This is a genomic window from Dickeya zeae NCPPB 2538 (assembly GCF_000406165.1).
Classification (GTDB): Bacteria; Pseudomonadota; Gammaproteobacteria; order Enterobacterales; family Enterobacteriaceae; genus Dickeya; species Dickeya zeae.
The window spans coordinates 3,026,609-3,049,452 of the sequence record NZ_CM001977.1; the positions used below are offsets into that span (position 1 = coordinate 3,026,609).

Here is a 22,844-nt window from a genome sequence, read left to right on the forward strand (position 1 = left end):
GCCGCTGTTAGCTCAGGTTAGATCCCGCTCAGGGCTGTTGGCACAGCGGAGAATTAACGCAGACCCAGCTGGAAAATCAGGGTTTCGGCCTGGCAACTGAAGGTGAAATCCATATCCAGTTTGACCCCTGTGTCCACCTCAGACAGGCGGGCATCAATCACGCAAGGTTCAGATTCAACTGAACGGGCTTTTTCCGTTAATTGCTTCTGCATCTGTTCTGCATCGCTACGGCTGGTAAAAATGTGGCTGTAAGACGCCGTGCAGTCGGTGTTATCCATTACGGTTCCCACATCCACACAGCAACAGGCGGCGGTTTCTTCTGCGCTACATTTGTTAATCGCGTTTGTCATGGCAAAACTCCTCTGCGGTGACAGGCGCTTCCTCAAGCGGAAGCGGGCCATCAATGTAATCTGGCTCTCATTTTACTCACACGGACGGCCTATCACTAGCACTTACCAACTAAAGGGGCATTACGTGACCCAGATCACACATTAACGTTATTTTTCAATGAAATAAGCTAAAAACCCTAAACACAACCATAACATTTGTTAACCAGCTCCAAATTCTTGAATCATTTTTGCAACATACATGGAACTTTAAGAAAACATTTCATAGTGTTAATTCTATATTTTTCGTAACTGGTCTGATTTGTCAGCCCAGTAAGCCCCCCTACAATGCGCGTCCCTTGTTACACGCTAACAAAAATAGCCAATATCAGTGAGGTTTCGGTCATGAGCCAGAAAGTCCTGTTAAAGAAAACATCACTTGCTGTGGCGCTGGCGCTCATGGCATCCAATGCAACCGCAGCGGGTTTCCAGTTGAATGAATTCTCTTCATCGGGCCTCGGGCGTGCTTTCTCCGGTGAAAGTGCCATTGCAGATAACGCCAGCTCCGGCAGCCGCAACCCAGCCACGATGACGATGTTTGATCGCCCGTCGTTTTCCGGCGGTGTCACCTATATTGACCCAGACATCAACCTGCACGGCACCAGCAGCAGCGGCCGTGACGCCAGCGCCGATAACATCGCGCCCAACGCCTGGGTGCCTAACCTGCATTTCATCATGCCGCTGAACGATCAGTGGGCGGTAGGTGCTTTTGCCACCACCAACTTCGGTCTGGCAACCGAATTCAGTGATAATTACAGTGCCGGTTCCATTGCGGGCAAAACCGACCTGAAAACGACCAACCTGAACCTGAGCGCCGCCTATCGCCTCAACCAGCATTTCAGCTTTGGTCTGGGTGTTAACGCCGTATACGCCGATGCCAAAATTGTGCGTAATGCCGGTGAAATCGGCCCGGCGCTGCGCGTGAGCCCAACCGCTGAGATAACACATCTGGACGGTAAAGAATGGGGTTATGGCTGGAACGCCGGTCTCTTGTACGAGCTGGATAAAAATAACCGTTTTGGCCTGAGCTACCGTTCCAAAGTTGATATCGACTTTAACGGTTCGTTCCGAAGTGACCTGGCAGCGCCACGCGGCACCAGTGGTACCACCATCCCCGGTAAGCTGACGCTCAACCTGCCGGAAATGTGGGAATTTTCTGCGTACCATCGTGTGGCACCGCAATGGGCCGTTCACTACAGTCTGGCCTACACCAGTTGGAGCGCATTCCAGGAACTGCGTGCTACCGGCAGCAACGGCCAGCAGTTGTTCCAAAAAGACGAGAGTTTCCACGACGCCTACCGTATCGCGTTGGGAACCACCTACTACTACGACAACAACTGGACTTTCCGTGCGGGTATCGCGTTTGACGATAGCCCGGTTCCGGCTGACAAACGCACTATCTCCATTCCGGATCAGGATCGTCTGTGGCTGAGCACCGGTACCACTTACGCCTTCAATAAAGACGCGTCAGTCGATGTGGGTGTGTCTTACATGCATGGCCAGAAAGTGACTATCCACGAGCCGGGCATTTCCCAGAGCGTGCCTTCCTACACCTTTACCTCTAAAGGGCAGGCGTGGTTGTACGGTGTGAACTTTAACTACAGCTTCTGACACCGTCTGTGTGTGTAAAAAAGGCCGCAATTGCGGCCTTTTGCTTTCCTGCATAGCGATTGCTGATGCGGTGATTACTCCGGTTTCACTTCCATGTAGCTACCTGTATAACACGACAACCAGACTTATTTATTAGAATCAATTTCGTCCAGACTGCCCTCAATCGCCTTAGCATTCGGGTTGACCACCGGAACGGATTTACCGCCGTTCGCCAGGAAATCATGGCGCTGGAAGTAAGCATCACGCACCATCAGGTATGGATCAGACGAATTACGCAGCAACCCGTCGGAATCCAGCAGGCTGGCTCGGGTTTCCAACCCTTCCACCACCCATTTACCCGCCGACATCCAGAACGTGAGGTAACTCAATGGTGGATAGAGCGTATCCACGACACCACTACCGTCTTCACGTAATGTCGCACTGCCATACCCCGGCAATACCAGATAAGGCCCGTAGCCCACATGGTAATAGCCCAAGGTACTGCCGAAGCGATGTGGTTCTTCTTTCGCCAGCTTCGGATTCGCCATCGAGGCCACGTCAATCAGGCCACCCATACCCAGTAAGGTATTGAGGAAGAAACGGTTAAGGTGAATCATCGCCTGATAGGGTTTCCCCTCAGCGAAATAGTTCACCATCGTGGCAGGTTCAGACAGGTTGACGAAGAAATTGGTTAGCCCGTTACGTGCAGGCTGTGGCATGTAGTCACGCCAGACTACGGCTGCCGGACGAACGACATAGGGATCCAACACATTGTAGTTGAACCCGAACATGGTACGGTTGAATCCTTCCAGCGGATCCGAACGTTGCTCCGGCGCTGAGGTTTTAGAGCTGGCACAGCCGGCAAGCACCACACTCGCCAGTACCACACCACCCAGACGAAAATTCATAACGTATCTCCCTGCTGAACTTTCATGCGGTCCGCACGACCTGCCACTGGGCCGTCAGCGCACAAGGCCACATGTTATCATTTTAATACACCGGGCTTTGGTTTGCCCGTGCCGCCCTGTCGCGGCATATCGGAAAATGGCAATCGCCTGATCGCAACACCAGACGTGACGCAGCTCTCATCAATGCTTCGGAATTGTCCGGTTCTTACCTGGTACGATGAACAAAGACGCTCATCGGTTCGCCACCGTCGCCGACGCGATGGTCAACCGTAGCAGAGTGCAGATCCTGCGTTAGCCGCCCGCAAAATTCCAGCACCCATTGTGCGATCGCAACCGAATTCAGTGACTTGCTATACAGTCATCCCCGTATCAGGGCGATTCGGATAACGGAAGATAGCATGATTAAGACCGGTATACCGCTCAAAACTGGTGGCAGATTGAGCAAACGCACCGGCAAGTGCTTATGAAGACTGCTAAATCAGGTATAATGCGACGCCAACGCGGTCCCCATAGTTAAATGGATATAACGAGCCCCTCCTAAGGGCTAGTTGCAGGTTCGATTCCTGCTGGGGACGCCATCACCCCGTCTCACACCTTCTCAGAAAGTATAAAAATCCTTTAAAAACAAACATAAATCATAAAATGATGTGAGCCGGACTGTCAGGCCCGGCCGGTACATTATTTAGCGCTGTCCACGCTGGCTTGCGTGAAGTTCGGGTAATCACCCGGTTTGCCCGCGTTCAGGTTAGACAGGAAGTTGTTGTCCTTCATCGGAATATCTGCCGAGCCATAATCGAACGAATTCATCTTATTACGCATGTCCTGATTGCTGACGCCATCACCATGCACGGCATACCAGCTGACAATATCCGGCGTGACAAAGGTGTTATAAGGGTTTTCTGCCTGCTCGCCTGATTTGGCAAAACGAAACGCGTGGGTCAGCGCGCCATCTTTATGGTAGACAAACTTCAGGTGGCCATTTTGCTTATCCAGGCTAGAAGCGGCAGCCGTCGTCAGCTTGCCGTGGGCGCTGTAGCTACCATGCGTTACTGTGCCGTTTTTGGTCCAGACTGCCGCATATTCCCAGTCATGCCGGTGGCCGCTTTTGACGCCCGCCGCAATCTGATCTTTCAGGAAATAGAGCGCATAAAAATGGCCGCAGTAGCGGTTACCGCCACTATTCACGCAGGCGTACCGATGTAGTGTATTGGATTTATCGAGAAACGTCGTCCAGCGGCAACCACCTGTCAGGCTACCGGTCGGATTGAGGCCGCCATTTTGCTGACCGCTGCGACTGATTCCGGCACTGGGCAAGCAGCCATCAGTATCGAAATCAAACACCGGTGCAATCGATGCCGCGTTAACACCGGAGGGCAATGCCTGATCCAGTTTGTCGAAATCATCAGCATGCACAGTAAATACGGCCCAGAGAGGGAGAGTTGCCAGAATCACTTTCTTCTTTAAAAACATAGTATCTCCTGTTTCTATTTTGCTTAGGCGTCATGCCCATTCGTGTTTTTAAAAGTAAAAATAAAGAGAGGGATTACGGTTAACGCGTAATCCTTTAATCAGAAAATCGTTGTTTAGTAAAACTATTAATAAGAAAAACCATCAACCATCTATTTCATCCCTATGACAAAAAATAGATAAAGAATGGCCTCCCGCAAATTATCATAGCTATCTTTCAGACGGCAACCAACGATTCCCCGAAGAAACAAATTTATATTACCGCTTCAATATTCATTTTCTTTTCTGTTTTAAAATAAATAAAACCGATATAACCCTCTCCAATTAATTATTCACATTTAATTCGCTGTTATTTTTCTTATTATTATCGTCCTTTGTTTTTCACTGTATTTCTTTTAGCGCCTGATGAGACAGGTGCTTCACTCCCCTGCCCCTCACATCGTGGTGGCACCTTCTGAAGCCCGTCTTCGTCCACCCACAGATTCGTGACAGCACTTAAAAAAGTGCGTACAAATAAAATCTGCGTATTTACTCTCTGATACATTGCTGTTTCGATACGTTGATGCACGTACTCCATGACTTCGGCGCGGTGCACTTACCCTGCCAGGCCCAAACAAGAAAGGAAAACACATGAAAAAGCTGACTTTCAGCGCAGGTGCTCTGATGGTAATGCTGGCGTTAACCGGTTGCAGCACACCGTCACAACAAGCCCAGACGACGCTCTCTAACCAGTCGGTGCTGGCTCTGAACTGGTTCCAGCAGTCGGGTGAATATCAGGCATTGTGTTATCAGGCATTCAACTCGGCTCGCATGGCATTCGATGCCGCTCCCGTGACTGCCGGTAAGAAAAAAGTCGTCGTGGTAGACCTGGATGAAACCATGCTGGATAACAGCGCCTACAGCGGCTGGCAGGCCAAAGAGCATCAGCCCTTTAGTCCGGCAAGCTGGAGCCGCTGGTCACATGCCCGTCAGGCTCTGGCCGTACCCGGCGCAGTGGAATTTGCACGTTATGTGAATAGTCATGGCGGGCAGGTGTTCTATGTCTCGAACCGGCTGGAAAGCGAAGCCACGGATACCCGCGAAAACATGCTAAAACTCGGTTTCCCGGACGTGAACAGCCAGACACTGTGGCTGAGCAAAGGGAGCAGCAATAAACAAGCCCGCTTTGATGAAATCAGCGCGAAAGGCAACCAGATCGTGCTGTATATCGGCGATAACCTCAATGATTTCGGCGCAGCGACGTACCACAAGCTGAACGACGAACGCCGTGCGTTTGTCAGTGCAAACCGGGCGAAATTCGGCACACAGTTCATCGTATTGCCTAACCCGCTTTACGGCGACTGGGAAAGCGGCCTTAGCAACAACTATAACGCGCTGACACCAGAACAAAAGTTACAGGTACGCAGCCAACAGATGCGTGTCTGGAACGGCCAGTAATCCGAATTACAGCGCATTGTTCAACAACAACGGGGCGTCTGCCCCGTTGTTTATTCACTCTCGTCGACAACCACTCACATCGACAACCACGGATATTATCGACTCACCGATAACATCCCGCGATTCTATCTGTGGCTTATTTGGCGTAAGCCGGGCGTTCGGTCACTTCAGGCACCGCGTCGCTCAGGCTGGCACCGGCCTGATTGTCCCGCACCTCATTGTCGTCAATGAAGCCGTAGAACACCCCCTGAGAGACAGAAACCCCACGAATTTCCGCATCACCGCGCAGTTGCGCTGAGCCGGACACCACCACGCCACGCTCAAATGCTCCCGGCCCTTTAAACACGGTATTCACCTGCGCATTGTCTTTGATGACCGTATCGCCCTGCACGACAGTGAGGCCACCCACACGGGCATTGCCCGAAACCGTGCCGCTTAACACCGTCGCATGATCTTCGATACGGGCATAATCCAGCACCTTGCCACCAATCACGCGGGCATATGGCCCGACATACGCGGTCGATGCCACTTGCGCACCATTCGCCACCCAACCACCGCCGTTACTATGGCGACGGCCCTTGGCAGTCGGTGTCGGCGCGTTTGGCTGTGAGCCTTCCGCCCAGGCGTTAGTCAGCTCCACCGTCCACGGATAGCGGTACAACGAGTAATACGCCTGATCCCAGGTGATCTGATGCATTTGCGACGGTGTCCCCATCACCACCAGATACAGCCCTTTGTCATTGGATTTCACCGCAAAGTTACTGATTTGGGCCGACGCGCCACGTTGCAGCGCGCTGTAACGGCTCTTACCGGCGGAGTCGATCGCCACCAGCCCCCAACGCCAATCGGAATCCGGCTGGGTAAGCGAAACCGGATCGTTCTTTAAGCCCGGCAGGCGGTTAACCGCCGGTGCGCTTTGCACCACACCCTGAAACGACACCGTTACCTTGGTGGCACCGCTGTCCGGGATCAGGCGAACAATGTTGTAACCCCAGCGCTGCGGTGCCTGATCAAACGGCACGGCAAATCGTCTTACGCCAGAGGCACTGACCGGCTCCAGCGCGGTAGTACGCAATAGCTGATCAGCGTTGGACTGGGAGGGTGTTAGCGCACCATAACCCCCATAGCTGAGGCGATAAAAGCTGCTGCGATCGTAGCCGTCAGGATCGGTATAGTCCCAGTTGACGTTGTGCATCGCCCAGTCGCCGAAGAAATCGTTCAGCTCGGATTGGCTCCAGCCCATGTTGCTCTTCAGCACACTGATCGGGTCGGTCGTATTTTGCCCGGCGCTTCCCACCTTCGGCGCTTTAGCCCACAGGTCGTTAACGGCGCTGTAGCCATAGCGGTTCTTCAGGTGTTCCATGAACTGCCAGTTACAGTAACGATCGCGGGTTGATCCCAGATAGAGGTGCGGATAATTCACCAGCATATCGGAGCAATGCGTGGAGGTACCGTGGTATTCATCAAGCTGATGCGCCATCCAGTTCGCATGGGACTCCCAAATCCAGCCGACAAAGTTTTGATTGCCGTAAGACTGGAAGCTGCCGGTCTGCCCTTGTAACGCGTGGGTAAACTCATGCGCCAGCCCCCAGTGGTCAAGCAAGGACTCCGCACCGATCCACATGCCCATGGTACCACCGTCAGCAATCCCACCGTTCAGACCGAAAGACGGGTCGATATGAATGTTCGCTTTGTATTTGGTGGTGGCGTTGCAATACGGCTGCGGGAATTTGATCTGGTTGATGAACTTATCCCAAATCAACTCCAGCTGCTTACCGGCGGCAACAACGTCGGCCTGTTTAACCTGATTACTGTTCCAGCGAAACGCGAAGTGTTCGGTTTGATACTGCACTGCGGGCATATCGCTGACGTTACTGACTCGCCAGTTGCCTGCCACACAGGTTTCATCGGCATAAGCAGCGTTCGCCGCCAATAGGCTACCTGCAACAAACAAGCAGCGCCCCAGAGAAATATGCTTTTTTATCTGCGACATAAGTCCGTTTTCCGAGCATGATAATGAGTAAGTACGCCTTCTCACGATCCAATGAAAAGGAAAGCAAGCCTCCTGACATCGGACGTCAAAGGCAGCCTTAAGGTCTTCATGACCTGTTTTTGTATAGATAAAGAATCTCGTCGTTCTCAACAGAACAACACATTAACTTTATTACACTTATTATGCTTTCGATACACAGTGATGAATCATGATTAACAAAACATGACATAGCTGCTGTGTGTTTTACTTTGAAAAAACGATGAACATGTCTGAGACCAAAAAATCAGCATGGTTAACTGATCATTTTCACCCCAGGAAATCATTAAGAGATATTAACCATCCCACTCAATCGTATTGAATATGATACGCATTATCGATAACCTTGCGGCACATTTTGATGCTCGACAGGTAATCGTATGGTGGGATCAGGCAAGTGCGCGCAAAGCGTGCCATCAGGGAATAAACAACAGGGTTACCTACCCTGGCTGCTGGGGTTACTGGCAATGCTGCTGGTTGGTTGCGACAACGCCGCCTCCCCAACGCCAACACCCCCGGCGTCAGCGTCCGTGGGCTGGCCCCGTACGGTACCAACGCCGAAAGGGCCGCTCACACTCACACACCCGCCACAGCGTATCGTTTCCACCAGTGTCACCCTCAGCGGCACACTACTGGCTATCAATGCGCCGCTGGTTGGCTCGGGTGCCACCAGCCCTGATACCATCGTGGCTGACGAGCAAGGGTTCTTTCGTCAGTGGAGTGCCGAGGCAAAAGCCCGCCACGTCAAACCGCTCTATATCACCGAACCGAATGCAGAGGCGATTGCCGCGGCCGCACCGGACATGATCATTATTGCCGCTACTGGCGGTGACTCTGCCCTGAAGCTGTATGAACAGCTTTCGGCCATCGCGCCGACGCTGGTGGTGGATTACGGTGACAAAAGCTGGCAACAACTGGCTGACTATCTGGGTGCAGCCACCGGTCACGAAACCGATGCCCGCCAGGTGACTGAGCGTTTCGAACAGCGGGTGCAGGCGGTGAAACAGGCGATTCAGTTGCCGCCGCAACCCGTGTCGGCGCTGGTGTATTACGAAGACGGTCGGGGCGTTAACCTATGGACACCCTCGTCCGCACAGGGGCAATTGCTCCATGAACTCGGGTTCCAGTTAGCCTCGCTGCCAGACAACCTGCCTACCGAAACGCGAATGGGCAAACGGCAAGATATTGTGCAAATCTCCGGTGAGAATATGGCTGCCAGCCTCAACGGCCAGTCACTGTTGCTGTTCGCCACTGACGAGAATAGCGTGAAGCGAGTCATCGACAACCCATTCCTCAGTCACCTCGATCCGGTCATGCAGCACCGTGTCTGGGCGATGGGCCCGGATACCTTCCGACTCGATTATTACAGCGCCAGCAACATGCTGGACCAGGTCGAACACCATTTTCGTCGGCCAGCGGCTCACTGACCGACAGTATGGAGCACACGGCGACGCGTTACCCTTCCTGTAACGCGTCGTCGGTTGTTTCCTCTTCACGCTGTGTTTCCACCGGTTCGCCAAAACGGCATTGTCGTAGTGGGCGCACCAGCAATGTTATCAGTGCCCCCAACGCAGTCGCCGCCGCGCCGAACGCCAGAATGCTGGTCGCAGGCACCAGGAGTTTGCCCATCAGCCCCAGAATCAACGCGCCAACGGAATCGCCGGTGACATCCTGCGCGGTACCGAGGCTATTAACCCGGCCCAACAGGTGATCCGGCGTGTGGCTCTGAATCAGGGTGAACTGCAACAACGAGGTGATCGCGTTGAAATAGCCATAACAAACCAACGCCAACAACGCTGGCAACAAATGGCTGAACAGCCCCAGCGACCCCACCGCCAGAAACGCCCCGGTCGCACACCCCAGCAGAATACGCCCCGGCCGCTGCACACCCGATACCCAACCACTGGTAAACGCCCCCAGCATGGCACCCAACGGTACGGCAGAATACATTAACCCGACCGCCGATGGCCCGGCGTGGTATGTATCACCCGCCAGCGCCGGGAACAGCACCCGCATGGCACCGACCACGCTCACCAGCATTCCCAGCAACACCACACACCCCACCACCGGGTGCGCGCAAACGAAACGCACCCCGCCAGCCAGCGCCTGCAACGGGTGCTCCGGCTTACCCGGTGCTGGTTTCATGGTCGGCAGTCGCACCAGTGGGATCAAAGTCGCCAGCGTACCGGCCGCCGCCACCGCGAAATTCCAGCCGACGCCACCAGCGACAATGATCACACCGCCCAGTGCGGGGGACAAAATGGCCCCCAGTCGTACCGTCAACATGGTCAGCGCCCCAGCCGCCGGTAAATTTTCCCGACCGACCAACAACGGGATCACCGCCATCAACGCGGTCATCCCCAGTGCACCGAAAAAGCCGTCCCAGGCCGCCAGCACGTAGAGCGCCAGCAATGACGGCGAGCCGGAAAACGCGTTCAGGCTCAGTGCCACAAACCCTATCCCACAGGTGCCACGGGCAAACAAAATCAGTTTGCGGCGATCAAAGCGATCCGCCAGTACCCCGCCCAACATCAGCCCGATAAACATACCGATGCCATCCAATGCCACCGCCATACCGACCTGTAACGTAGAGCCGGTCATCGCCTGAATCTGCACCGGTACACCAACGGTCAGCATACCGAGTGCAAACACCGACAACATGCGGGCCATAAAAATGGCGCGAAAATGTGCGTTCTGCCTGAGCAGGCTGAAGTCGAGAAAAAAAGAAGATTTAGCCATGAGTGTTGGTTGAATTCCTGTCTTTAATAAAAATGCGGCCGCCGCCGCACAACAGCGCCGCCAGTAGCGACCTGAAAACGGCATACCCGGCAAGGTGCAAGACGTTAATCCTGTGGTAAACGCCCTTAACCCGGCGTCAGGTCAATGTCTTTACCAAAACCTCAATGTTACCCTAGTCATGCCATAACATTAATGATAATAATAATCATATGCATTATTTAATAAAGCAGTTCTTATCAATGCGTTCATCTCTTGGTGGTCAGGCGACCGTCCTGCCGTACACATCGTCATCGTTAACCGGGCGTCGGCTCGGTGGCGTACTACCTTGTCTGCTGTTGCTAGCTTTGGTGTGTCTCGCCAGCCTGATGTTGGGTGCCCGCGCCATCGCGCCGGAGGTCGTCTGGCAGAGTCTGGCCGGTCACACGCAAGGTCCGGACAGCATCATCGTTTTACAGGCGCGGCTACCACGCACACTGGCCGGTATTCTGGTCGGCATGGCGCTGGGTGCCGCCGGGGCGGTGATGCAAGCGCTGACTCGCAACCCGCTGGCCGACCCTGGCATCCTCGGTGTTAACGCCGGTGCCAGTTTCGCCATCGTGCTCGGCATTAGCGTGTTCGGGATTACCGGTATGGCATCGTGGCTGGGGTTTGCCTGGCTCGGCGTGTTGGCAGCCAGCCTGATGGTATGGATCATCGGTACACTGAGCGGCGGTCGGGTGAATCCAATACGCCTGACGCTGGCCGGTGTGGCGCTGAGCGCCGTGTTGTCGGGGTTTACCTCATCACTGTCGCTGCTCAATCCACACACCTTTGATCAGTTACGCCTGTGGGAAGCCGGTACGCTGGATATCCGTTCCCTAAGCAACATTGCCTGGGTCACGCCCATCGTACTGCTGGGCTGCGCACTGGCTTTTTTGGCCGCTCGTTCATTGAATACCCTCAGTATGGGGGATGACCTCGCGACGGCACTCGGCACCCGTGTGGGGGTCATTCGTGTGATGGCGATGCTGTCGGTGATGCTGCTGTGTGGCTCCGCTACCGCGCTAACCGGCCCGATTGGCTTTGTCGGCCTGATGATCCCTCACATCGCACGTGGCTGGGCCGGTCCGGATCAACGCTGGATTCTGCTCTATTCCCTGCTGTTCGCCCCCATACTGTTGCTCTGCGCTGATATTGTCGGCCGCCTGTTGGTAGCGGGTGAATTGCGGGTTTCTATTGTCACCGCCTTTATCGGTGCGCCGGTGCTGATCTGGCTGGTACGCCAGCGCAAGTTTTAGGAAACACGTTATGTCTACCCAAACTCTGTTCCTGCGCACGACTTCTGGTTTGATTAGCGGTCGATTACCGCTGCGCGCATTGTGGGTCAATCTCTCGCTGCTGTTGGTCTGCGTCGCCCTGCTGACGCTGGCAGTCAGCCTCGGCACCCTGCCGCTGTCAGCCGTCACCGTCTGGCAGGCGCTGGCTCACCACGGTGATGCCGGTACCGTGACCGTGGTCACCCAATGGCGCGCCCCTCGGGCGATCATGGCGTTACTGTGCGGTGCTTGTCTTGGTATCAGCGGTGCTATTTTCCAGTCCCTGACGCGCAACCCATTGGGTAGCCCGGACGTCGTGGGGTTTAACACCGGTGCCTATACCGGTGCGCTGGTCACGATCATTGTGCTGCACGGCAGCTATTACCAGATTGCCGGAGGTGCCATGTTGGGTGGTCTGGCAACCGCGTTACTGGTGTATCTGCTGGCCTGGCGGCAGGGTATCAGCGGTTTTCGGTTGATTATCGTCGGGATCGCGGTCAGTGCCGTGTTGTCGGCGTTCAATACCTGGTTGATGATCACCGGCGCGCTGGAAACGGTGATGAGCGCCGCCTTGTGGGGAGCTGGTTCGTTGAACGGTATGACCTGGGCCAAAGCCATGCCAGCGTTACTGGTAATGCCGCTGACTGTACTGGCGACGCTATTACTGGCGCGGCGCTTGCAACTGCTGGAAATGGGCGATGACAGCGCCAGAGCGCTGGGGGTCAATGCACAGGCCAGCCGATTGTGGCTGATGCTGTGCGGCATCGTGTTGATTGCGGTGGTCACGGCCAGTGCCGGGCCGGTTTCCTTTATCGCACTGGCCGCACCGCAGATAGCACGCCGCCTGACTCGTGCCAGCACTATGCCGCTGTGCGCTGCCGCACTGGTCGGCAGCGTGCTGCTACTGGCAGCGGATATTGTCGCTCAGCATCTGTTTACCGGTCGGCAATTGCCTGTCGGCTCGGTGACGGTCAGCATTGGCGGGCTGTATCTGATCGGATTGCTGATCCGTGAATCGCGTCGCTAATCCGCCCCTTTAATTTACCTGTAATTTGCCTGTAAAGAGTGATTCGGATGACACAGCTTTTACACGCCGAGCAGTTAACGCTGGGCTACGACAACAACATTATCGCCCGCAATTTGAGCGTGGCGATCCCGGCAGGAAAATTCAGCGTCATCATCGGCCCCAACGCCTGCGGCAAATCCACCCTGCTGCGGGCGCTATGCCGACTGCTCAAACCGATGGCGGGCGACGTGTTACTGGACGGTACCAGCATCCACCGCATTCCCACCAAAACGCTGGCCCGGCAGTTGGGTCTGCTGCCACAGCACGCTATCGTGCCGGATAACATCACCGTGATGGATTTGGTCGCGCGCGGCCGCTACCCGCATCAAACGCTACTGCGCCAGTGGAGTGAGGCGGATCAAGTGGCGGTGGAACAGGCGATGGTGGCGACTAACGTCAGCGAACTGGCAGAACGCAGCGTCGATGAACTGTCTGGCGGCCAGCGTCAACGGGTGTGGATTGCGATGGTGCTGGCACAACAAACACCGCTGTTATTGCTGGATGAACCGACCACCTGGCTGGATATCGCCCATCAAATTGACCTGCTCGATCTGTTTCGGGAACTGAACCAGCAGCATGACCGCACACTGGTGGCGGTACTGCACGACCTCAATCAAGCCTGCCGCTACGCCGATCACCTTATCGTGATGCGCGCAGGCACCGTCATGGCGCAGGGTGCCCCCGCTGATGTCATCACCGCCGAACTGGTGCAGGCAGTATTCGGCATGGCTTGTGTCATTATCGACGACCCGGTTTCCCACACCCCCCTTATCGTCCCCTGCGGCCGCCATCACCCAGCCCCTTAAAACAAACACGGTTTCTGGCATAAGAAATGGCCGACTATCGTCGGCCATTCAGATTACTGACAGACAGCTTGATTATCGGTGAGTAGGTCTTCTGGCGTCCCAAACAGTGCTGAGGTGGGCGACTTCGCCGGGTGAGCCGCATGGACGCGGCGAAAGCCCGTGCCGCGCCGGGAGCGCGTCACGGGCGGCCCGAACAGCGAAGGCGAACGCCGAAGGTAGCGCGCAGCGCCACTGTTTAGCCACCAAGCCAGTGGTCAAGGAGAGGTGGCGTTTGAACCTCTCCTTGTCGTGCGTGCGATGAAGCGGCAAAGAAATGACACCGCTTATCCCGCACGAAACTATTCACTGACCAGGCAAACGTCACCATTCATAAAACAACATGGCTGTTTGTCAGCAACCTATTCAGCAACGGCCCCAGGTTTTCCAGCGATGCGGGCGAAAGAATATCCGCGTGCTCACAATACTGGGGATACTGCGTCAGTGTGCCGACATACGGTGCCCAGGTCGCGGCAATGTCCATCCCTGCTGGCAGAGTGCGGGTTGCCACAAACAACGTGGCTTCACCGTCGTAACGCTGTGAACGGGCCGATGACAACAGCCGTACCGCGTCCTGATAGTTGGCGACGATATTGCCAAACATTGCCTCGCGTTCTGCACGCAGTTGCGGGTCGTCCTCTGCCTGTGTGTCGGCCATAAATCCGGCCTGTTCACGCTCGACTTCCTCGCGGGCGTCGGCTTCATCCGGGGCGGTCCAGTCCTGCCCTTCCGGCGGATAGGTATCCAGCAAACCGAGGAACGACACCGTTTCGCCCGCCTGTTGCAACCGTGCAGCGATACCGTGCGCCAGCGTGCCGCCGAGCGAGTAACCCAGCAAGAAATACGGCCCCTGCGGCTGAATACGCCGGATGGTCGCCAGATGACGCTCGCACATCGCCTCCACCGATTCACACGCGGCAATGACCCCGTCCGGTCGTGGTGATTGCAACCCGACAATCGGATACTCCCCGTCCAGATACTGCAACAGACCCGCATACTGCCAGGCAAAGCCCGATGCCGGATGCAGGCAGAACAGCACCGGCCCGGTTCCCGTCCGTAACGGCAGCATATCGCCATTACCGTCCAGGTGCTGGCTGTCCGCATCGCCTTCTACCAGTGCCGAAATACGGGCTACGCTACGTGCCGCCATAATCTGCCCCACCGTCAGCGAGTGTTGCAGTTGACGGCGAATCTCGGCGGCCAGTCGCATGGCCAGCAACGAGTGACCGCCCAGCGCGAAGAAATCGTCATCCACCGATACCGTCTCGCAGGCCAGTAGCTCCGCAAACAGAGCCGCGATCGTGCGTTCGGTGTCTGTTTGCGGGGCGCGGCCGTCAGCATGCTGTCCGGCTGGTGCCGGTAACGCCTTACGATCCAGCTTGCCATTCGCACTCAGCGGGAATGACGCCATCAGCACATAACTCACCGGCACCATATGGGCTGGCAATTGCTGCGACAGCGCCTGTTGTAACTGGTCAACATCCAGCGAGACACCGGCCTGCGCCACCAGCCAGGCCACCAACTGCCGGGCATCGGCACCGTGCAGACGGGTTGCTTTTCCACCCAACTCACGCGCACCGACCACCGCTTGCGCCACGCCGGGCTGTGCCAGCAGCACCTGCTCAATTTCCCCCAGTTCAATGCGCTGACCACGGATTTTCAATTGGTCATCGCTGCGCCCCAGGTAGTCTACCGTGCCGTCTTCCAGCCAACGGGCGATATCGCCGGTACGGTACATCCGTTCACCGTGGGCAAACGGGTCCGCCACAAAACGGCTGGCAGTCAAATCGGGCCGACGCAGGTATCCCTGTGCCAGTTGGATGCCGCACAAATACAGATCGCCCGCTACGCCGACCGGTACCGGCCGCAACGCGCCGTCCAGAATACGCAGTTGGGTGTTCCACACCGGCAGGCCGATAGGAATGCCCGGCAACTGATAGCGTTCCAGCGCCTCGCCAGAGGCCGGTTGCCAGGTGACATCCACCGCCGCTTCGGTCGGGCCGTACAGGTTGTGCAGCGGTGCTGCGATGAGCGACTGATAATCCAGCGCCAGTTCGCGCGACAGTGCCTCACCACTACAGAACACTCGCCGCAGGCTGCCACAGCCGATCTCCGCACGCGGACGTGTCTCCAGCGCACTCACCCAGGCCGCTAGCATCGACGGTACAAAGTGCAGGGTGGTCACCGCGTAATCGTTGATCAACTGTACCAGTGCCTCCGGGTCACGGTGCGCATCCGGCGGTGCCATCACCAGACGGGCACCGACCATCAGCGGCCAGAAGAACTCCCACACCGACACATCGAAGCTGCACGGTGTTTTCTGTAGCACCACGTCATCCGCCACTAACGGGTATTGATGCTGCATCCACCATAAGCGGTTGACGATGGCCTGATGGCCGACCACCACCCCTTTCGGGCGGCCGGTAGAACCGGAGGTGTAAATCACGTAAGCGGCCTGCTGATCGGCGACCGGTGGTGACGAGTGACGCGGCGACTGGCGTTCATCCGCCAGCGTATCGAGCAGCAGTACATCGGCCATGCCCGCAAAACGCGACTGCAAACTGCTTTCGGTGATCATCAGGCGAGGTTGCGCATCCTCCACCATCAGCGCCAGCCGCTCATCCGGGTAACCGGTATCCAGCGGCAGCCAGGCCGCGCCCGCCTCCAGAATGGCATATAACGCCAGGCTCAAGCGCACCGAGCGCGGCAGCGCCACCGCCACGATATCACCGGGCCGCACCCCGGCGTCGATCAGCCGGTCAGCCAGCAGTCGGGTCTGGCGTTGAACCTGACGGTAGGTCAACTGATGCTGGCTATCCACCAGCGCGATGCTATCCGGCGTGCGTTGTGCCTGTGCTGCCAACGCCTGATGCAGCGTACCTGGCGGTACCGGCTGTTCGGTACGATTGACCGCCGCCAGCAGCGCCTGCTCTTGCGGTAGTTGCAGATTCCAGGCCGACAGCGGGCGTTCCGGGTCTGCCACCAGTTGTTGCAGTAACAGTAACAAGCGCTGCGCCAGCCGCTGCGGCTGCGCCACGCTGTCGCGGTATTCCATCAGCAGCCGCAGCCGTTTGCCCGGTAGCACCAGCAGCGTCAACGGATAGTGGGTGTACCCCCGATTGTTGACCGCCTCACAGCGCAGCGCCTGCCCAGCCTGACTCAGTTCATCGCCATCCGGGTAGTTCTCCACCACCAGCAAGGTGTCGAACAGCGTGCCGGTGCCCGCCAGTTGCTGGATTTCCCCCAGCCCCACGTCATCGTGTTCAATCAGCTGGATTTGCAGTGCCTGTAGCTCAGCCAACTGCGGCGGCAACGGCCGTGAGGCATCCAACCGTACCCGCACCGGTAACGTATTGCTGAATAACCCGACCTGCTGGCTGATGCCGTCAATCTGCCCGAAGCGACCCGACACCGGCGAGCCGAACAGCACATCGTCCGCGCCGCTACTGGCGCACAGTAACATCCCCCAGATGCCCTGCATTACGCTGTTGAGCGTCAGGCCATACTGTTTACACAGCGCCAGTAAGCCGTGTTCCAGTTGCGGTTCCGGCAGTAACTCCAGCTCACGCACTTCATCATGATACGAACCATCACCATGATGCGGTCCGTCACCAAATAGCAGGGTCGGGCGGGCACCCGTCAGCACCTCACGCCAGCGCTGACGTGACGCCTGCGCGTCGCGGGCCGCCAGTTGGCGAACGATATCGGCATACGGCACGCTGTGCGGCGTGAGTGCCGAGCGGCCCTGATACAATGCAGTGAACAGGTCACGCAGGCATACCGGGGTCGACCAGCCATCCACCACCAGATGATGCGCATTCAGAAACAGTGTGTGACGCTCAGTGTCCGCATGGCTGACCAGCAAGGCGTGCAACATGGATGAGGGCTGGTGGAACAGGTCGCGCGCCAGTTCAGCTTTTTCCAGCGCCAGCAGCGCAGCGGCCTCTTCGTCTGCTGGCATCGCCGGTAACGTCTGACTCTCCAGCGGCCAGTAACACTGGTCGTCACGCAGCACCGGCAACACCTGCAACGGCACCGATGTCTGTTCGGTGTCAAAACGCGCCGCCAGTTGCGGGTGGTGACGGACCACCGCTTCTAATGCCTGACTCAGTTGTGCCACCGACAGCGGGCCGTGCAACGACAGCCGGGTCAGTGAGTTATAACTGCCGGTGGTCTGCGCCAGTTGCGCGTGGAATAACAACCCTTGCTGCAATGGCAGCACCGGCAACACCGCCGATAACGGCCCGTAATGCTGACGCAGGCAGTCCAGTGTCTCGTCAGTGACCGCATCCTGCGCGACGTCAGCGCAGACCAACGTATCCGACAACGGCGGGTAGTCCGCCTGTTGCCGCCACGCGTCGATCGCTTGCGCCATTCCCTGATGCAACGCGTCGATATCATCCTCATCGAACACGCCATGCGCCCATCCCCAGTGGATGGCCAGTTGCGGCTGTTCGCCCTGTTCATCCACAAAGATATTGATATCCAGCGGGTGGCTGAGCGGTATCGTCGGTGCCTGTAGTACGGCAAAGGTATCGCGGAAGTGGCGATCGCTACGACGTGGCGACCAGTGGCCCTCGCCCGACTCGAAGCGACCCAAATAGTTAAACAGGATTTCCGGTGCCTGCGTGTGCAACGACGCCAGCGTTTCGGCACTCTGTGTATCCAGATAACGCAGCACACCGTAGCCGACGCCACGATCCGGCACCGCTCGCAGCGCACTTTTCACCGACCGTAGAATCGCCCAGGGCGCATCGGCCTGTGCCGTCGGTGCCGCGATGCACACCGGGTATTCGGCGGTCAGCCAGCCGACGGTACGGGCGAGATCCCCCCCTTCCGGCGTGTCGATACGACCGTGAGATTCCAGTGCCAGCCGCAGCGGTTGCACGCCAAAACGGTGGTGGCAGGCCTGCACCAACGCGCCCAGCAGAATCTCGTCCACCCGCGCCTGATAACGTTCCGGTAAGCGCGTCAGCACCGCCTGCGTCAACCTGGCATCCAGCACCCGGCGTGATTGTTGCCGGGTCTGCTCCTGATCGCAGGACGGGTCAAGCGCCCGACGCCCCAGCAGAGGCAGTGGCGTCGCCAGCACCGATTGCCAGAATGGTAACTCCGCACGGCGCGCGGCTACCTGCCCTTTCAGGCTGGCAGACCAGTCGTATAACGAGCACTCTTCAGCCGCTAACACGACCGGTTGCCCCCCCATCGCCGCTTCAGCGGCCTGACGCAGTTCGGGTAACAGCACGCGCCACGATACGCCGTCCACCACCAGATGATGGGCCACCATCACCAGCCCACAAGCACAACCATCGCGTTGCAACAGTACCGCCTGCATCATCTGGCCTGCCGCCGGGTCAAGACGTGCTACCGCTGCCTCAAATGCCCGTTCTGCCGCCACCTCAACCGGCTCTTGTACGCGTAGCGCGTCACACTGTAGCGGTACGGCCGTCGATGACGACCGATGAATGACCAGATGGCTGTCACAAGTCTGCGCGGTTAATGCCGGGTGTGCCTGCACCAGTGCGCTCAACGCCTGCATCAGGTGTGCCGGTTGCAGTGTTTCAGGCACCGACAGGAATACGCCGTGCGCAAACCGTTGGTTGATGCCCGCCAGTTGGGCGAAACTGTGCACGATAGGCAGCCCGTCCACCACACCGTAGCGCATGGTGCGTGACGGCGTGGCTGTCGTTGTTAGCGGCTGCATCGCCTGCGCCATCCGCGCTGGCGTGCGCTCGGCGAAAATGGTTTTCGGCCGCAGTTGCCAACCGGCGCGTCGCAACAGCGTGCCCAGCCCCATGGCGGAAATACTGTCGCCACCGAGTGCAAAGAAATCCGCTTCCGCACTGACCGCGTCCAGTTTCAGCAGGCTGGCGATGGACTGGCAAATCAGCCGCTCTTCATCGGTGTCGGGTTCACGTCCCGCCACGGCTTCTGCCTGCTGTGGTTTTGGCAGTGCCTGACGGTCAATTTTGCCGTTGACGGTCAGCGGCAGTTCCGCCATCACCATCAATACCGCCGGAACCATGTAATCCGGCAGTTGCTCAGCCAGTTGTGCCAGCAAACGGGCAGCGCAATCCGGTTGTTCGCGGACGTTCTCGTTCGGCACCGAGCAATAACCGATGAGCCGGTGCGTCGCACCCAGTGGTTCGGCGATCACCACCGCGGTACTGACCTCATCCAACGCCACCAGCGCATTTTCTACTTCGCCCAGCTCCACGCGAAAGCCGCGCACTTTGATCTGATGGTCAACGCGGCCGATAAAGGCTAGTTGGCCGTCGTGACGCCAGCGCATCAGGTCACCGGTGCGGTACATCACCGCCCCTGATATGAACGGACAGGCGACAAAGCGCGTCGCCGTGAGATCCGGGCGGCGCAGGTAACCACGCGCCAGCCCCGGCCCGGCGATATACAGCTCACCGGGTACACCCACCGGCACCGGTCGCAGGTGGTTATCCAGCAGCCACACACGGGTATTGGCGACCGGTTGGCCGATAACCGGCTGGTCCGCCACCGTGACCCGGGCACCCAGCGTATCGATGGTGTATTCCGACGGCCCGTAATAGTTATGAATTTCCATCTGCGGGTGCTGGCGCATCAGTTGCCACAGCCGAGGCGTGGCCGCTTCACCGCCAATCATGATGAAAGCGGGCTGATGGTTATCCGGCTCCAGCAAGCCGCTGTCGATCATCTGGGTGAAGAACGACGGGGTGATATCCAGCAAATCGATAGGCGTCTGAGTAAAGTGTTGAACCAGCGCCCAGGCATCTTTACGCAGCTCTTCATCGAAAATGTGTAACTCGCTGCCCATCATCATGCAAAACAGCGGTTCCCAGGAGGAATCGAAGGAGAATGACGCCGTGTGTCCGGCACGTAAACGGCGACCATTTTGCCGTGAAAAGCGATCTATCACCGGGCCAAACAGGAAGCTCGAATGTGACATCATCAGGTTGAGCAAACCGGCATGGGTACTCATCACCCCTTTCGGCTTCCCGGTAGAACCGGAGGTGTAGATCATGTACGCCAGATGTTCAGCCCGTAACGGCTCGCGTCGCTCCGCGTCCGTTACCGTGTGGGCGGGCAAGCGGGCGCACTCGGCCCGTAACGTGGCATCGTCCAGACACAGCACCTGCGGCAGCGTCGGCATAGACTCACGTACCGTGCTGTGGGTCAGCAGCAGGACCGGACGCGCATCGTCACACATCAACGCCAGACGCTCGCGTGGATAATCCAGATCCAACGGCATATAAGCCGCACCGCTGGCCAGTACCCCAAACATCGCCACCACCGACGAGACCGAGCGCGGGACGCCGATCGCCACCACATCACCGGCACCGATCCCCTGCGCCATTAGCCGACGGGCCAGTTGCATGACCTGCGCCGATAACTGGCGGTAGCTGAGTTGCTCGCGGCCGCAGGTCACAGCCAGCGCATCGGGCTGTTGCTGTACCTGCTGTTGCAGGCAATCCAGCACCGAGTGCAGCGTCGCGGGTATTGTCAGGCGCGGGCCGCTGCCCCAGCCGTCAATACGCCGCCATTCGTCATCACTCAACAGGCTTAATTCGCCGATAGCCTGCTCCGGTTGTTGTATCAGTTGCGTCAGCAGGTGTTGCAGACGTTGCGCATGCCCTTGCAACGCCGGGGCGTCATAGCGCGCTGGATTGGCCACCAGTTCCAGTTGCAGCTCGCCCTCCTGCACGCCAAGGGTAAACTCCATATCGTCCACCGGCCCCATCGCCAGCACATGGGTGGTGACCGGCGTATTGCCTAGTGCCAGTTCGGCGTTATACACCTTGAAATTGATCACCGGCCCGTACAACCCCTCACTGCCGCCGACCAGCCCCAGATCCCGTCGTAACTGTTCCGCTTCATAACGCTGATGACGTCGTACCGCCTTGATTTCCTTCTGCAGCATTTGCGTGGCGTCGATGAGGGTCATCTCGGGTTGCAGCGTGAGTTGAAGCGGCAGTACGTTCACTACCGGCCCACACGCACACAATGCTGCCGACCCCATGCGCCGCATAAACGGAAAGCCCACCGACAAACGCGACTCGCCACTCATGCGGTAGAGGTACACCGCCAGTGCCGCCATCGCAATTTCCGCCGGTTGTAGCTGAGCGCCAAACCGTTGCTCCGCCAGTGCGACAAAAGGCGCCGCGGGTAAGGTGACCCGTTGTTGTAAGGTGCGGATGCCCTGCGGCGAGGCCTCACAAACGTCCGCCGCCAGCGACACGGGCGTCGGCAATTCGCTGGCATGCTCGCGCCAGAACGTAGCCGACTGCTGATAGGCCGACGAACGTTCCCACTCTTGGTACTCCGTCACCACATCGGCAAACGGTGTAAACGGCGAGACGTCCGGCGTTTTACCCGCACAAAGGGCGTTGTAAATTGCCACAATACGCCGGGTCAGAGCATCGAAACTGAAACCATCCACCATCAGATGATGAAAGCGCTGATACCAGAACCAGCGTTCCGGCTGCGCGGAGACCTGCATCAGCACCTGGCGATACAGCGGTTGCTCACCATCGACCGGCAGCGGCGCGGCCAGATCCGCCTGCATCAGCGCCCAGGCAGCCTGTTCACCTTGTGTTGGGTCGCAAAAATCCAGCCATTCCGGTTCATGAATCGCCGCCACACCCGGCGCAGAGGGTAGCCACTGTACCGGCTCGCCAAGATCATTGAAGCCAAAGCGCGCCTGTACCGTATCCGCTTCCGACAGCCCCTGACGGATGGCCGCCAGCAGACAGTCCGGGTCAACCGGGCCGTTCAACTCCAGCGCATGCGCCACCGTGAACGCATTCGACTGACTGGCGATGTGATCGGCCATCCAGATACCGGGTTGGGCCGCCACCAGCGGCAGTTCAGACACATTCACCGACTGTGCCGACGTGACGTCGTGAGCAGACACGGGCTGCCCGGACGTTCCCGCCGGGGAGAAGGAGACGTGAGGATGAGGCGATGACACTTCAGCGGATGATGGCTGCTGGGTCGATGATGGTTTCTTTATCGATGATGATTGCTGGGTAGATAATTGTGTTTCGTTAAGTAGCTCTGACACGTTGTTTTCCTTACTCCGTCAACGGAAACA

At 57.5% G+C, this 22,844-nt stretch carries 12 protein-coding genes and 1 tRNA gene; 7 read left to right on the forward strand and 6 right to left on the reverse strand.

The features are described 5' to 3' along the window. Window positions 1-53 precede the first annotated feature (53 nt). Complete coding sequence (locus DZE2538_RS13250) at window positions 54-350, reverse strand: YfcZ/YiiS family protein (RefSeq protein WP_023640267.1); 297 nt, start codon at window positions 348-350, stop codon at window positions 54-56. A gap of 381 nt (window positions 351-731) precedes the next feature. On the opposite strand from DZE2538_RS13250, the gene fadL reads away from it, so the two are divergent. After that, window positions 732-1,997 (forward strand): long-chain fatty acid transporter FadL, encoded by a 1,266-nt coding sequence (gene fadL / locus DZE2538_RS13255; protein WP_038916533.1) that lies wholly within the window; start codon window positions 732-734, stop codon window positions 1,995-1,997. 125 nt (window positions 1,998-2,122) lie between these two features. Here the strand turns inward: fadL and mlaA are convergent, their stop codons facing one another. Continuing rightward, window positions 2,123-2,884, reverse strand: a complete 762-nt coding sequence (gene mlaA / locus DZE2538_RS13260) for a phospholipid-binding lipoprotein MlaA (protein ID WP_038916534.1) — start codon at window positions 2,882-2,884, stop codon at window positions 2,123-2,125. Between the two features lie 503 nt (window positions 2,885-3,387). Between mlaA and DZE2538_RS13265 the strand changes: the two genes are divergently transcribed. After that, a tRNA-Arg gene (locus DZE2538_RS13265) sits at window positions 3,388-3,462 on the forward strand. Window positions 3,463-3,562: 100 nt separating this feature from the next. Here the strand turns inward: DZE2538_RS13265 and DZE2538_RS13270 are convergent. Beyond that, window positions 3,563-4,354 carry an NPP1 family protein gene (locus DZE2538_RS13270; protein WP_019844054.1) on the reverse strand — a complete coding sequence of 264 codons (792 nt, stop codon included), beginning with the start codon at window positions 4,352-4,354 and terminating at the stop codon, window positions 3,563-3,565. A 627-nt stretch (window positions 4,355-4,981) separates the two neighbouring features. Between DZE2538_RS13270 and DZE2538_RS13275 the strand changes: the two genes are divergently transcribed. Beyond that, on the forward strand, window positions 4,982-5,788 hold the full coding sequence (locus tag DZE2538_RS13275) for a 5'-nucleotidase, lipoprotein e(P4) family (RefSeq protein WP_038916535.1): 807 nt from the start codon (window positions 4,982-4,984) through the stop codon (window positions 5,786-5,788). 136 nt (window positions 5,789-5,924) lie between these two features. Here DZE2538_RS13275 and DZE2538_RS13280 read toward each other — a convergent pair whose 3' ends face one another. Continuing rightward, a complete protein-coding gene (locus DZE2538_RS13280; RefSeq protein ID WP_038916536.1) occupies window positions 5,925-7,781 on the reverse strand; it encodes an Svx/AvrXca family virulence/avirulence protein in 1,857 nt (618 codons plus the stop codon). Between the two features lie 416 nt (window positions 7,782-8,197). Between DZE2538_RS13280 and fepB the strand changes: the two genes are divergently transcribed. Beyond that, on the forward strand, window positions 8,198-9,244 hold the full coding sequence (gene fepB, locus DZE2538_RS13285; RefSeq protein ID WP_038916537.1) for a Fe2+-enterobactin ABC transporter substrate-binding protein: 1,047 nt from the start codon (window positions 8,198-8,200) through the stop codon (window positions 9,242-9,244). Between the two features lie 28 nt (window positions 9,245-9,272). On the opposite strand, the gene entS is transcribed toward fepB, so the two are convergent. After that, window positions 9,273-10,556: an enterobactin transporter EntS gene (gene entS, locus DZE2538_RS13290; protein ID WP_038916538.1), complete on the reverse strand. Its 1,284-nt coding sequence runs from the start codon at window positions 10,554-10,556 to the stop codon at window positions 9,273-9,275. Between the two features lie 209 nt (window positions 10,557-10,765). Here entS and fepD point away from each other — a divergent pair, with 209 nt between their 5' ends. The 3 genes from fepD to DZE2538_RS13305 are packed head-to-tail and all read left to right on the forward strand — an operon-like array spanning window position 10,766 to window position 13,723. Beyond that, a complete protein-coding gene (gene fepD, locus DZE2538_RS13295) occupies window positions 10,766-11,833 on the forward strand; it encodes a Fe(3+)-siderophore ABC transporter permease (protein WP_038916539.1) in 1,068 nt (355 codons plus the stop codon). 10 nt (window positions 11,834-11,843) lie between these two features. Then, the gene (gene fepG / locus DZE2538_RS13300; RefSeq protein ID WP_038916540.1) at window positions 11,844-12,878 is read left to right on the forward strand and encodes an iron-enterobactin ABC transporter permease; all 1,035 of its coding nucleotides are present in this window, start codon (window positions 11,844-11,846) and stop codon (window positions 12,876-12,878) included. A 47-nt stretch (window positions 12,879-12,925) separates the two neighbouring features. After that, a complete protein-coding gene (locus DZE2538_RS13305; protein WP_012885463.1) occupies window positions 12,926-13,723 on the forward strand; it encodes an ABC transporter ATP-binding protein in 798 nt (265 codons plus the stop codon). Between the two features lie 367 nt (window positions 13,724-14,090). On the opposite strand, the gene DZE2538_RS13310 is transcribed toward DZE2538_RS13305, so the two are convergent. Next, complete coding sequence (locus DZE2538_RS13310) at window positions 14,091-22,664, reverse strand: amino acid adenylation domain-containing protein (RefSeq protein WP_038916541.1); 8,574 nt, start codon at window positions 22,662-22,664, stop codon at window positions 14,091-14,093. Window positions 22,665-22,844 lie beyond the last annotated feature (180 nt).

Coding starts and splice junctions, on each gene's coding strand:
- mlaA (WP_038916534.1), bottom strand. CDS start 2,884: ATGAATTTTCGTCTGGGTGGTGTGGTACTGGCGAGTGTGGTGCTTGCC.
- DZE2538_RS13250 (WP_023640267.1), bottom strand. CDS start 350: ATGACAAACGCGATTAACAAATGTAGCGCAGAAGAAACCGCCGCCTGT.
- fepB (WP_038916537.1), top strand. CDS start 8,198: ATGGTGGGATCAGGCAAGTGCGCGCAAAGCGTGCCATCAGGGAATAAA.
- entS (WP_038916538.1), bottom strand. CDS start 10,556: ATGGCTAAATCTTCTTTTTTTCTCGACTTCAGCCTGCTCAGGCAGAAC.
- fepG (WP_038916540.1), top strand. CDS start 11,844: ATGTCTACCCAAACTCTGTTCCTGCGCACGACTTCTGGTTTGATTAGC.
- fadL (WP_038916533.1), top strand. CDS start 732: ATGAGCCAGAAAGTCCTGTTAAAGAAAACATCACTTGCTGTGGCGCTG.
- DZE2538_RS13305 (WP_012885463.1), top strand. CDS start 12,926: ATGACACAGCTTTTACACGCCGAGCAGTTAACGCTGGGCTACGACAAC.
- DZE2538_RS13270 (WP_019844054.1), bottom strand. CDS start 4,354: ATGTTTTTAAAGAAGAAAGTGATTCTGGCAACTCTCCCTCTCTGGGCC.
- DZE2538_RS13280 (WP_038916536.1), bottom strand. CDS start 7,781: ATGTCGCAGATAAAAAAGCATATTTCTCTGGGGCGCTGCTTGTTTGTT.
- DZE2538_RS13275 (WP_038916535.1), top strand. CDS start 4,982: ATGAAAAAGCTGACTTTCAGCGCAGGTGCTCTGATGGTAATGCTGGCG.
- fepD (WP_038916539.1), top strand. CDS start 10,766: ATGCATTATTTAATAAAGCAGTTCTTATCAATGCGTTCATCTCTTGGT.